Annotated in this window: 12 protein-coding genes; 1 reads left to right on the top strand and 11 read right to left on the bottom strand. The window is 51.9% G+C overall.

The features are described from left to right. Positions 1-46: 46 nt before the first annotated feature. The 3 genes from gntT to gntX form a co-directional block, all read right to left on the bottom strand. Positions 47-1,363 carry a gluconate transporter gene (gntT, locus tag C0K55_RS11525; RefSeq protein WP_001131743.1) on the bottom strand — a complete coding sequence of 439 codons (1,317 nt, stop codon included), beginning with the start codon at positions 1,361-1,363 and terminating at the stop codon, positions 47-49. A gap of 361 nt (positions 1,364-1,724) precedes the next feature. Continuing rightward, positions 1,725-2,300, bottom strand: a complete 576-nt coding sequence (nfuA, locus tag C0K55_RS11520) for a Fe-S biogenesis protein NfuA (RefSeq protein ID WP_000619389.1) — start codon at positions 2,298-2,300, stop codon at positions 1,725-1,727. A gap of 58 nt (positions 2,301-2,358) precedes the next feature. After that, the gene (gene gntX / locus C0K55_RS11515) at positions 2,359-3,042 is read right to left on the bottom strand and encodes a DNA utilization protein GntX (protein WP_001517237.1); all 684 of its coding nucleotides are present in this window, start codon (positions 3,040-3,042) and stop codon (positions 2,359-2,361) included. A gap of 37 nt (positions 3,043-3,079) precedes the next feature. On the opposite strand from gntX, the gene bioH reads away from it, so the two are divergent. Next, positions 3,080-3,850 (top strand): pimeloyl-ACP methyl ester esterase BioH, encoded by a 771-nt coding sequence (gene bioH / locus C0K55_RS11510; RefSeq protein WP_001060066.1) that lies wholly within the window; start codon positions 3,080-3,082, stop codon positions 3,848-3,850. 18 nt (positions 3,851-3,868) lie between these two features. Here bioH and C0K55_RS11505 read toward each other — a convergent pair whose 3' ends face one another. The 8 genes from C0K55_RS11505 to greB form a co-directional block, all read right to left on the bottom strand. Continuing rightward, positions 3,869-4,234, bottom strand: a complete 366-nt coding sequence (locus tag C0K55_RS11505) for a type II toxin-antitoxin system PemK/MazF family toxin (RefSeq protein ID WP_105224506.1) — start codon at positions 4,232-4,234, stop codon at positions 3,869-3,871. Next, positions 4,228-4,500: an AbrB/MazE/SpoVT family DNA-binding domain-containing protein gene (locus C0K55_RS11500; RefSeq protein ID WP_105266381.1), complete on the bottom strand. Its 273-nt coding sequence runs from the start codon at positions 4,498-4,500 to the stop codon at positions 4,228-4,230. Before C0K55_RS11500 ends, C0K55_RS11505 begins: the two co-directional genes overlap by 7 nt. 19 nt (positions 4,501-4,519) lie before the next feature. Beyond that, positions 4,520-5,434, bottom strand: a complete 915-nt coding sequence (gene rpnA / locus C0K55_RS11495) for a recombination-promoting nuclease RpnA (protein ID WP_105266380.1) — start codon at positions 5,432-5,434, stop codon at positions 4,520-4,522. A 215-nt stretch (positions 5,435-5,649) separates the two neighbouring features. Continuing rightward, positions 5,650-5,886 carry a [Fe-S]-dependent transcriptional repressor FeoC gene (gene feoC / locus C0K55_RS11485; protein ID WP_000157586.1) on the bottom strand — a complete coding sequence of 79 codons (237 nt, stop codon included), beginning with the start codon at positions 5,884-5,886 and terminating at the stop codon, positions 5,650-5,652. A 10-nt stretch (positions 5,887-5,896) separates the two neighbouring features. After that, on the bottom strand, positions 5,897-8,218 hold the full coding sequence (gene feoB / locus C0K55_RS11480) for a Fe(2+) transporter permease subunit FeoB (RefSeq protein ID WP_105266379.1): 2,322 nt from the start codon (positions 8,216-8,218) through the stop codon (positions 5,897-5,899). A 16-nt stretch (positions 8,219-8,234) separates the two neighbouring features. After that, on the bottom strand, positions 8,235-8,462 hold the full coding sequence (feoA, locus tag C0K55_RS11475; protein ID WP_001200455.1) for a ferrous iron transporter A: 228 nt from the start codon (positions 8,460-8,462) through the stop codon (positions 8,235-8,237). 698 nt (positions 8,463-9,160) lie between these two features. Continuing rightward, entirely contained in the window at positions 9,161-11,482 is a 2,322-nt protein-coding gene (locus C0K55_RS11465; protein ID WP_000980770.1) for a Tex family protein, read from the bottom strand. Between the two features lie 96 nt (positions 11,483-11,578). Then, a complete protein-coding gene (gene greB, locus C0K55_RS11460) occupies positions 11,579-12,055 on the bottom strand; it encodes a transcription elongation factor GreB (protein WP_001517234.1) in 477 nt (158 codons plus the stop codon). Positions 12,056-12,057: the final 2 nt, after the last annotated feature.

The following is a 12,057-nucleotide window of genomic DNA, read 5'->3' as shown; positions in this document are numbered from 1 at the left end:
GAGCAGCCGGATAAGACATTCACGCCATATCCGGCAGTCAGTGTTATCAAATCACCATATTCAGCAGCAGGCAGCCTACCAGACCGCACACCGAGATAATGGTTTCCAGCATCGACCAGGACTTGATGGTCTCACCGATAGTCAGGTTAAAGTACTCTTTGAACAGCCAGAAGCCCGGATCGTTCACGTGAGAGAAAATCACACTACCGGAACCAACCGCGATAACCATCAACTCTGGGCTGACGCCAGTTGTTGCAATCAGCGGCGCAGCGATACCGCCCGCAGTAATTGCCGCAACGGTTGCGGAACCCAGCGCGATACGCAGTACGGCGGCAATAGACCAGGCCATCAGCAGCGGGGAAATATTGGTTTCGTGCATCATGGAGGCGATATATTTGTCCACGCCACTGTCTACCAACACCTGCTTGAACGCACCGCCACCACCGATGATTAGCAGCATCATGGCGATGATTTTGATCGAAGAAACCAGCGTGTCGTTAATTTGATCCATTGAGCGACCACGGTTCAGACCAAAGGTGAACATCGCGATTAGTACGGCAATCAGCGTTGCCATTACCGGGTCACCTAAGAACTCTGCTACCGGCAGGAAAGCGTGACCTTTCGGCAGGATCATTTCAGCGATGGCACGCATTGCCATCAGTACAACCGGAACCAGAGAAGTCCAGACGCTGACGCCAAAGCTCGGCATCTCTTCTTCACTAAAGGTTTTCGCGCTGTACAGGCCTTCCGGGATCGGCTTATCAATGCCTTTCAGCACGCGAGCGTAAACCGGACCCGCGAGAATAACGGTCGGGATTGCCAGAATAGTACCGTACAGCAGGGTTTTACCCATATCGGCATTGAAAATGGTTGCAATCGCAGTCGGGCCAGGATGCGGTGGCAGGAAGCCGTGGGTTACGGAAAGCGCAGCGGCCATCGGTACACCAACATACAGCAGCGGGATATTTGCAGCAGCGGCGATGGTAAACACCAGCGGCAGCATCAGTACGAAGCCCACTTCATAGAACAGGGCAAAACCGACGGTAAAACCGGTCAGTACCACTGCCCACTGAATGTGCTTTTTACCAAATTTGGCGATCAGCGTGGTGGCGATACGTTGTGCGCCGCCGCAGTCTGCCAGCATTTTGCCCAGCATTGCGCCAAAACCCATGATCAGGGCAAGGCTACCGAGCGTTCCGCCGACACCGGCTTTGATAGAGCCAATAACTTTATCCAGCGGCATCCCTTGCATTAATCCAACAGCAAGCGCCACCAGGACGAGAGCGATGAAGCCGTTCATTTTGAAGCGGATCATCAGGAGTAATAACAAGATTACACCGATAGCAACAATGACTAATGGCATGATTTACCTGGCCTTTAATTTGTTATGGGTAACGTCAGGTTTCTGACGACAAATCCTGGTTGTCCCAACTGGGAACAGAGATATAACGGCACCACGGCTGATGACTCCTAAAACGAATTAGTGTCGTCAAATGTTATGAGTGTGTTCGGTGCCCATGAGAATGATACGGGTAACATTATGCGCTTGAGAATCACCAGAGCGGGGTAAATTTAAATTATGAGAGGTTGGTCATATTATCGTGGGGAAATGAAGGGATTAGATTTACTGAGGTAATGCCGTGCCAACGCCTGGCACATGTTCAACGTAGCCCGATAAGACGCTTTAGCGTCGCATCGGGCAATCTACAAAAGAGGGGGATAACTTAGTAGTAAGAGTGTTCGCCGCGCTGGTGTTCGGTGAGGTCACGTACACCTTTCAGTTCCGGGAATTCGTTCAGCAACTGCTTTTCGATCCCTTCTTTCAGCGTCACGTCGACCATGGAACAACCGTTACAGCCGCCGCCAAATTGCAGAATGGCATAACCGTCTTCGGTGATTTCCATCAGCGAGACACGACCACCGTGACCGGCAAGCTGCGGGTTAATCTGCGATTGCAGCATATACTCCACGCGCTCCATCAGCGGCGCATCGTCAGCCACTTTACGCATTTTGGCGTTCGGGGCTTTCAGCGTTAGCTGAGAACCCAGTTGGTCGGTAACAAAATCAATCTCTGCATCTTCCAGGTAAGGTGCGCTTAGTTCATCAACATACGCGGTCAGCAGGTCAAATTTCAGGGCGGTATCGGTGGCTTCTACGGCGTCTGGCGGACAATAAGATACACCACATTCAGCGTTAGGCGTGCCAGGGTTAATCACAAATACGCGGATTTGTGTCCCTTCTTCCTGGTTTGCCAGCAGTTTGGCAAAGTGCGCTTGTGCAGCATCGGAAATACGGATCATAGTAATGGCCTAATAGTTGACTATTTTAGTTGGTTATAATACGCCCATCATCGAGGCTCTACAAGGTTCGACAAAGGCACCAGACCTGGACTGTCGCCGCACCATTGCGTAAAAGCAACTGCGCAATCTCTGCGACGGTACTTCCGGTGGTAACGACATCATCCACAATCACCATATGGCGACCTTGCACGGGCAATTCAAGGCGAAAGGCATTTTTCAGGTTGCGCTTGCGCAGCCGGGCACTGAGGAAATGCTGGGTCGCAGTGGCTCTTATACGCGTGACGGCGTCGCTATCCCATTGGCAGTGCAGCCAGCGCGATAAAGGCTGGCACAGCAAATCGCTTTGATTGAATCCCCGACGCCAGTGGCGGCGCTGCCATAACGGAACACTGACGATACGATCCGGCAGTTGTAATCCGGTAGTCCGATGGGCGTGTAAGACTTCTAATAGTAACAGACGTGACAGGCCGCTGGCGATTTCACTACGTCGCAAAAACTTAAGCTGGTGAATGAGCGGGCTTAATGGAGGTGCATAGTTGGCAACAGTGATCAGTCTTTGCCACGGTGGCGGTTTTTTCAGGCAGCGACCGCAGGGAAGATGTGAGTGTGAAGCCGGTAATCCACACTGCGGGCATAACGTTTTATGTGTACGTGCGGCGCGGGAGCAGACAGAACAGATTCCCCAATGACCTAACGCCAGCGGCATTCGGCATAGCCAGCATAATCCCGGTACTGTTAGCATATATTCATCCTTGTGAGTCAAAAGAGAACAATAGCGGATGAATAACATCTGGTGGCAGACCAAAGGTCAGGGGAATGTTCATCTTGTGCTGTTGCACGGATGGGGACTGAATGCCGAAGTGTGGCGTTGCATCGATGAGGAACTCAGCTCGCATTTTACGCTGCATCTTGTTGATCTGCCTGGCTTCGGGCGCAGCCAGGGATATGGCGCGATGTCGCTTTCTGACATGGCGGAATGCGTGCTGCAACGGGCACCGAATAAAGCCATCTGGTTGGGCTGGAGTCTGGGCGGGCTGGTGGCAAGTCAGATTGCGTTAACCCATCCCGAGCGTGTTCAGGCGCTGGTTACCGTAGCTTCGTCACCGTGTTTCAGTGCTCGTGATGAGTGGCCGGGGATAAAACCGGACGTGCTGGCGGGTTTTCAGCAGCAGCTAAGTGAAGATTTTCAGCGTACAGTGGAACGGTTCCTTGCACTACAAACGATGGGCACGGAAACGGCGCGTCAGGATGCGCGAGCGCTGAAGAAAACCGTTCTGGCGTTACCGATGCCGGAGGTTGACGTGCTTAATGGTGGGCTGGAAATTCTGAAAACGGTCGATCTCCGTCAGCCGTTGCAAAGCGTACAAATGCCGTTTTTGCGCTTATATGGCTATCTTGACGGTCTGGTGCCGCGCAAAGTAGTGCCAATGCTGGATGAACTATGGCCTCACAGCAAATCATATATCTTCGCCAAAGCGGCTCATGCGCCGTTTATTTCGCATCCGGATGAGTTTTGTCACCTGCTGGTGGCGTTGAAGCAGAGGGTGTAGGTGGTAAGTAAGGGCAAATTATTGTGGGTCGATTAAATTTACCAGTTTACCGAGTACCTTACTAATCAATGTTTCATCGGCAACGGTATGAAATTTAGCGCCACGGGCAATAAGATCGACAGCTTTTAGCTGGTGACAAAGCACAACGCCATGCAGGTTACCGGTTTGCGTATCATGGGGGAGGACGTTCACCGTCACCCCTGTGGAACGTGCTGCATTTGCCTCTGTTGAAATCGGACAGCACATAGCAACTTTTAAGACATTGTTGAGTTCTTTGTCTGTTACCACAATGCAATAATGTGGACCCCGAAGTTCATGCCCGGCAACCGGAGCAGGGTTAAAATACCAGATCTCACCACGATGTGGCGTCCGTGCCTTTACCATGCTTCATTACCTTTTTTCCCTTCTGCCCATCCTTCTGTCGACTGATTTAGCTCCGTAATTTCGCTTTCATCGATCTGGCTCAACAATTGCGCGACGGTAAGACGCCCACGCGGCTTGTGCTCTGTGGCGCGCAAATTAACGCTATCGCCTTTTTTCTCCACGGTAATCTCTGTGCCCGGTGGCCAGCCAGGATCGGTGGCAAGATCTCGTGGGATAGTAACGATCATGGCTCCTCCTTGTTGCCGTAATCTTTCTGCAATAGTCATTAAACTCTCCTTTGTTTTATCAATGGATAATTTCTTTAAGCTCCTCCATCGTCAGGCTGGTAAATAAGATTATGTCTTCGTGGGGGATACCCGCTTTCAGCATCGTTTGGGCAATATCCAGGGCTTCCAGGCGTCGTCCTTGCTGTACACCTTGTTGTACCCCTTGACGATGTCCCTCCTGCCGCAATCTTTCCGCAATAGTCATTAAACTCTCCTTGTGTTTCGGTGAACGTTTGGCCACATCATCGATAAAATCGTTAAAACGTACCGCATCGCCTGTTTGTAGTATGTAATTAAACAGCCCTTTGATTTGTCTGTCATTAGCGTATCCACTACTTAATAAGCTGGCCATTTGCTCTACCAGTCCCATCAGGTCGCGTTGACGAATATGTTTTTGAATTAACTCCAGCAGCGCCATGCGTCGGTGTTGCATGATTTCATCATCAGGCATGACGGTGACATCAATCAGCGGAAATGCAGAGGCATAAAGCTGCCTTGCCAGGTTGGGATCGGCGAAACAATCCAGCCAACACAGCGAATAGGGATAGGGGCTTTCAATACCATGGTAAAACAACAACGGCACCACCATCGGCAACGTTTTGTATCCGGCATCCAGGTGATTTTGCATTGCGGCAATGGCGTAACGCATCATGCGAAATGCGATCAGTTTGTTTGAGGTGCTTTGATGTTCAATCAGGCAATAGATGTATCCTGGTCCTTGCTCGGTTTTCACCGACCACAGCACGTCAGAGTAGCTTTCACGCAGATCGTCATCAATAAAACAGCTCGACTCCAGCTTGAGGGTTTTCATATCACAGAGCGCGTGAATGGGGGCCGGTAAATGGAACGCAAGAAAATCGCGCGCCGTGTCCGGTTGGCGTAAAAAGAGTTTGAACAGTGCATCGTGTGGGGTGGAACTCTGCTTTTTGCTCATGGCGTTCCTTCACCTGTTGTTTGAATGCCGCGACTCTACGCGCCACTCCACACCTGTGCATTAGCCAGTTTTCATCCCTGCGAGACTCTTTCAGAGGAATTTACGTCGTGCTGCAAGAGTTGCATTTTTATGGAAAGTGGCACGCAAAAAAGCCCGGTAGCAAACGCATACCGGGCTTTTCAAAACAGGTGGTGGAACAATGTTGTGGAACAATGTTAACGCAACGCCCACCACTCACGCAGACAGGCTTTTCCTTCCGGGCAGCTTTTGCAACTGCCGGAGAGGCAGCCGTCAGGTTCTTCCTGAATTCGCACGGCTTTGCCCATACTTTCCAGTTGTTGCAGCATTGCGTTAATCATCGGTTGTGGAGTGTTCAGCGTCTGGCTGATTTGGGCCGCTTCCATACGGCCCCGTAACGCCAGCAAATCACGCACCTGGATGAGCGAAGCCATTGCCGTATCCTTAGTGGCAATCGCCAGAGGTGCTGGCTGCGCAGCAACTGCTTACCGATTTGCGCGTTGCCAGCAGTTCGATATCAACCCGGCTACGCGCGCGACGCAGCAGGCCAATGACCATGATGTTAAACAGGATCACCGCCAGAATGCACACCAGACTGTAGGTTGGGTGCTGGCTGTAGCTGGCAACCTGATAGAACAAGGTGGCGAGCGAGTAAGCGATATTCAGCCCCCACAGGATGGAGAAGCCCATCCAGCCACGGCTTGATTCACGAGCGATGGCGCCCATTACCGAGATGCACGGTACATACAGCAGGACAAAAATCAGATAGCTGTAAGCTGCTGCCGCGCTACCGAATTTTTGATCCATCACGCCCATCGCCCCGGTGCCCATTTCACCGTCGCCTTTGCTGGCTTCAATTGGGTTCATCAGTACGCTAAGGCTAAAGGTGTCTTTCAGACTCTGCCAGGTTTCATCTACCGCGCTGAACAGCTCTTCACCAAGGTTGAATTCCGCCGGATTGAACTCTTCGTCCTGAATATTTTCTGCGGTGTAGAGGGTGTTGAGCGTACCCACCACCACTTCTTTCGCCATGGCACCCGTGAACAGGCCAACCGTTGCCTGCCAGTTATCTTCATGTACACCAATCGGCTTGAAGACCGGGGTTATCACACGGCTGACAGAAGCCAGCGCTGAGTCGTTGATGTTGTCGACGATTTTCCCGCTTAGCGAGAAGCTGTTGAAGGCACTCAGGAAAATACTGACGATGATAATCACTTTACCGGCGCGCAGAACGAAACCTTTCAGACGCTGCCAGGTCTGGATAATCAGGCTCTTAACGTGTGGTACGTGGTATACCGGCAACTCCATGACAAACGGCGTCGCTTCACCGCGCATGATGGTGTATTTGAGCATCAGGCCAGTCAGCACAGCCATCACGATACCCAGCATATACAGTGAGAACACAGCCAGCGCGCCGTTCTGCCCAAAGAACGCAGCCGCAAATACCGCGAAGATTGCCAGACGTGCGCCGCAGGACATAAATGGAGCCATCATGATGGTCATCAGGCGTTCACGCGGTGCATCAAGGGTTCGCGCGCCCATCACCGACGGCACGTTACAACCGAAGCCAACAATCAATGGCACAAAAGATTTACCCGGTAATCCCAACGCCTGCATCAGACGGTCCATCACAAACGCCGCACGCGCCATATATCCGGAGTCTTCCAGGAAGGAGAGGAACAGGTACATCATGCCAATTTGCGGCACCAGTGGCAGAACGGTGTTAATGCCACCACCCAGGCCCTGGGCGAGGAAGATAGTCAGCCAGTCCGGGAAGTGGAGTGTGTAACCAATCCACTGAATACCATGTACAAACAGCGCCACGGAACCGACGTCAAACAGCGGTTGTAGCGCCCCGCCGATATTGATAGCCAGCAGGAACATCAGGTACATCACAAAGAGGAAAATCGGCAGACCAAGGAATCGGTTAAGCACGATTTTATCTACGGCAGTGGTGAAACGGCTGGGTTCTGCCGTCAGGGTGTTGCTCACCACATCACAGATGGCGGCAATACACTGGTAACGCGCATCGGCAATGTGTAGCGCCGGATCGTCCATCTCATTACGCAGACGGGCGAGAGCAGCATCCAGATGCTGCGATGCTTCACCAGCGTAGGCGCGGCTGTAAATATCGCCTTCCAACATTTGCAGACCCAGCCAGCGGCGATGTTTCAGCGGGATGTCGGACGGCATCACTTTCGCCAGTGCGTCGGCTTCATTGATTAGCGGTTGGGCGTAATGCACCAGTTCTACATTCTCGTTGGCTTTGTAGCGGTCAATTGCCAGTTTCAGCGCTTCAATACCACGACCACGAGTGGAGACCAGTGGAACCACCGGGCAGCCAAGACGCGCCGCCAGGGCATCAATTTCAATGCGAATATTTTGCTTCTCGGCAATGTCGAGCATGTTCAGCGCCACGATGCACGGAATACCCAGCTCCAGTAGTTGCAGCGTCAGGTAAAGGTTACGTTCAAGGTTAGACGCATCCACCACGTTAATCAGCAGATCGGCATCGCCGCTTAAAATGTAGTGACAGGCGATTTGCTCATCCAGCGAAGTCTGCGAAGAGATGGTGGTCAGAGAATAAGTGCCGGGCAGATCCACCAGGGTGACCTGATGATCGGTTGTGGTGAACTGACCCTCTTTACGTTCGACGGTAACACCAGCCCAGTTTCCTACACGCTGACGAGCCCCGGTGAGCTGGTTAAATAAAGTTGTCTTGCCAGAATTTGGATTACCAATTAAGCCAATGGTTAATTTTTTCATTGTTATTCTCACCGTATTAACAGGAAACCGCTTCCACTTCTAATAAGGCCAGATCTTTTTTCCGTAATACCAGGCTTACACGACGGGTTTCGATATGAATAGGATCACCGAGTGGAGCGACGCGCACCACATTAAAAGAGGAGCCAGGTAACATGCCAAGAGAAAGCAGCTTCTGACGATATGCCGGGCTAATTTCACGGGAAAAGCCAGTGATTTTCCACGCAGTATCTGGGGTGTATTGCATAGGTGCCTACTTGTTTCTCGCTATACTCGTCATAATTCAAATTGCATGTGCTGCGGCTTCGGTCGCTCACCCCAGTTACTTACTGGGGTAAGTAACTGGGGACTCTCTCACTTGCCGCCTTCCTGCAACTCGAATTATTTAGAGTAAAACTGGTTAACTACCTCATGGGGCGTTTGACAGCGACATGAGACCAGATGATTCGCCAACGAAGGAGAGATTAAATAATCAACAGTACAATGATAATGAGAATGGTTTCTATCAGCAATACTTAAAATGTGTGCGAATGTTGGTTTAGATAATAATTTGCGCCAATGTTGATGTGGCTCAAGGTTATATCTTGGTCAAAATAAAATTCGAGTGACGAATTATTAGGGCAGCTTGATGTTTAATTAAGGTTTCAGTTGTTAATGATGTGATAAATATTAGCGGAATATATTGTGGTTTTGGCTGTGGAATAAAAATACCGGAGCCAGGCAAGTGCACGGACGGTCCCCTCGCCCCATCGGGGAGAGGGCTAGGGAGAGGGGGGAAAGTTGTGCCTGTTTTGACCCGTAAGCGAGTTTGTCAGCAATCTCAAATGCCGGAGATGTTCTCCGGCACTTTTATGTCAGTTAAGGCGTTTATTGCCAGATGCGGCGTGAACGCCTTATCTGGCCTACGAACCCGTGCAAAGCTGAACCGTAGGCCAGTCATAGTGTTTAACGCTTTTTACCCATTGCTGCTGCCAGCGCATCCATCATCGCACTGTTACCGGCAGGCTGCGTTTCACGGCCACGCGGTTTTGCTGCCGGGCGGTTGTTTTGCGGACGATCGTTACCGCCGCCACGACGGACATTGGTTTCACCAGGCTGTTCGTCCAGGCGCATGGTCAGGGCGATACGTTTACGCTGGAGATCCACTTCCAGCACTTTCACCTTCACAATGTCACCCGCTTTCACCACGGTGTGCGGATCTTCCACAAACTTATTCGACAGGGAAGAGATGTGAACCAGACCGTCCTGATGTACGCCGATATCGACAAACGCGCCAAAGTTGGTGACGTTGGTGACTGCACCTTCGAGGATCATACCCGGTTGCAGGTCGTTCATTGTCTCGACGCCATCGGCAAACTGAGCGGTTTTAAATTCCGGACGCGGGTCGCGACCCGGTTTTTCCAGCTCTTTGATAATGTCGGTTACCGTCGGCACACCGAATTTCTCATCGGTAAAGTCAGAGGCTTTCAGGTTACGCAGTTCGCTGCTGTTACCCATCAGATCTTTCAGTGCCTGTTGCGTTGCCGCCAGAATGCGTTCGACCACCGGATAGGCTTCCGGGTGAACGGTAGACGCGTCCAGCGGGTTATCGCCGTGGTTAATACGCAGGAAGCCCGCACACTGCTCGAAGGCTTTAGGCCCTAAACGGCTAACTTTTAACAATTGCTGACGGTTTTTGAATTGCCCATTCTCATCGCGCCAGGCAACGATGTTTTGTGCCATCATGCGCGTCAGACCCGCCACGCGAGTTAACAGCGGAACAGAAGCGGTGTTGAGATCGACGCCAACGGCGTTTACGCAGTCTTCCACCACTGCATCCAGTTTGCGAGCCAGTTGTGTCTGGCTGACGTCATGCTGATACTGACCCACGCCGATGGATTTCGGATCGATTTTCACCAGCTCCGCCAGCGGATCTTGCAAACGACGGGCGATAGATACCGCGCCACGCAGAGAAACATCGAGATCCGGGAACTCCTGTGCTGCCAGTTCGGAAGCAGAGTAAACCGATGCGCCTGCTTCGCTGACGATCACTTTTTGCGCCGTCACTTTCGGGAACTGCTTCTGAACGTCGAGATAGAAACGCTCGGTTTCGCGGGAAGCCGTACCGTTACCAATCGCCACCAGTTCAACGTTATGTTTTTCACACAGAGCAGCAACGGTCATCGCTGCTTTTGCGGCCTGCCCGGTGTGCGGATAAATGGTGTCGGTTGCCACCAGTTTACCGGTCGCATCGACTACCGCTACTTTTACCCCGGTACGCAGACCCGGATCGAGGCCCATCGTCGCACGCAGCCCGGCAGGAGCCGCCATCAGCAGATCATGCAGGTTACGGGCAAAAACGTTGATTGCTTCATCTTCTGCGCGTTCGCGCACGGTGCCCATCAGTTCGGTTTCCAGATGCATCAGCACCTTGATGCGCCAGGTCCAGCTCACCACGCCCTTGCGCCAGCTATCCGCCGGAGCATTGTTCAGGCGCAGGCCGAGGTGATCCATAATGATTTGTTCGCAATAGCTCTCTTTCGGTGGCTCGTCGAACTGCGGATCGGCATTCAGCGAAAGCTGGAGTACGCCTTCATTACGCCCACGGAACATCGCCAGCGCGCGGTGAGAGGGCACCGTTGACAGCGGTTCGTGATGATCGAAATAGTCGCGAAATTTTGCCCCTTCCTCTTCTTTACCGCTCACTACGGTTGAGACCAGATGTGCGTTCTTCCACAGATAATCACGCACTTTCGCCAACAGGGCGGCATCTTCGGCAAAACGTTCCATCAGTATATAGCGCGCGCCGTCCAGCGCGGCTTTGGTATCCGCTACGCCTTTATCAGCATCAACAAATTGCGCAGCGGCAATTTCCGGCGTTTGCGATGGATCGTTCCACAACAGGTCAGCTAACGGCTCAAGACCTGCTTCAATGGCGATTTGCCCACGGGTGCGGCGTTTAGGTTTGTAGGGCAGATAGAGGTCTTCGAGTTCGGTTTTGCTCAAAGTGGCGTTGATGGCATTCGCCAGCTCATCGGTGAGTTTACCTTGCTCAGAAATGGACTTGAGGATCGCCTGACGTCTCTCTTCCAGCTCGCGCAAATATCCCAGACGCGTTTCCAGATTACGCAACTGCGTGTCATCCAGACCGCCGGTGATTTCCTTACGATAACGTGCGATAAACGGCACGGTATTCCCTTCGTCAAGCAGGCGAACGGCGGCTTCAACCTGTTCCGGGCGCGCCTGAATTTCACCCGCAATAATGCGGCAGAACGAATCATTCATCATGGTTTGAGTTCATCTTTTCGGATCAAAAATCAGGGGATAGTTATACGGACTGGCTGGCAAAAATGCCAGCCATCGGCAGGAGGTTAAGACTCTTCCTTACGGTTTCACGTACTCGATGGCATTAACATACCAGCTCGCTTCTCCGGCAGGGGTATTCACCACCGCCAGATCGCCAACCTCTTTTTTCAGCAATGCGCGGGCCATTGGGGAATCAATAGAGATGTAATCTTTACGGCCAAAAATTTCATCGTAGCCGACGATACGAAAACGGTGGGTAACACCATCGTCGTTTTCAATCTCCACCCACGCGCCAAAGAACACTTTGCCTTCCTGCTGCGGGGAATAATCGACGATTTTGAGATTTTCCATGCATTTAGTGAGGTAGCGCACGCGGCGGTCGATTTCACGCAGGCGCTTTTTATTATACTGATAGTCAGCATTTTCGCTGCGGTCGCCCAGACTTGCAGCCCAGGTCACCTTTTTTGTGACCTCGGGGCGTTCTTCACGCCAGAGATAATTGAGCTCTTGTTTGAGTTTTTCATACCCTTCCCGGGTAATCAGGGGCGTTTTCATCT

The organism is Escherichia sp. MOD1-EC6098 (assembly GCF_002965865.1).
GTDB classification, from domain to species: domain Bacteria; phylum Pseudomonadota; class Gammaproteobacteria; order Enterobacterales; family Enterobacteriaceae; genus Escherichia; species Escherichia marmotae.
The sequence above is the reverse complement of the archived record's forward strand: the minus strand, read 5'-3'. Positions and strand labels throughout refer to the sequence as shown.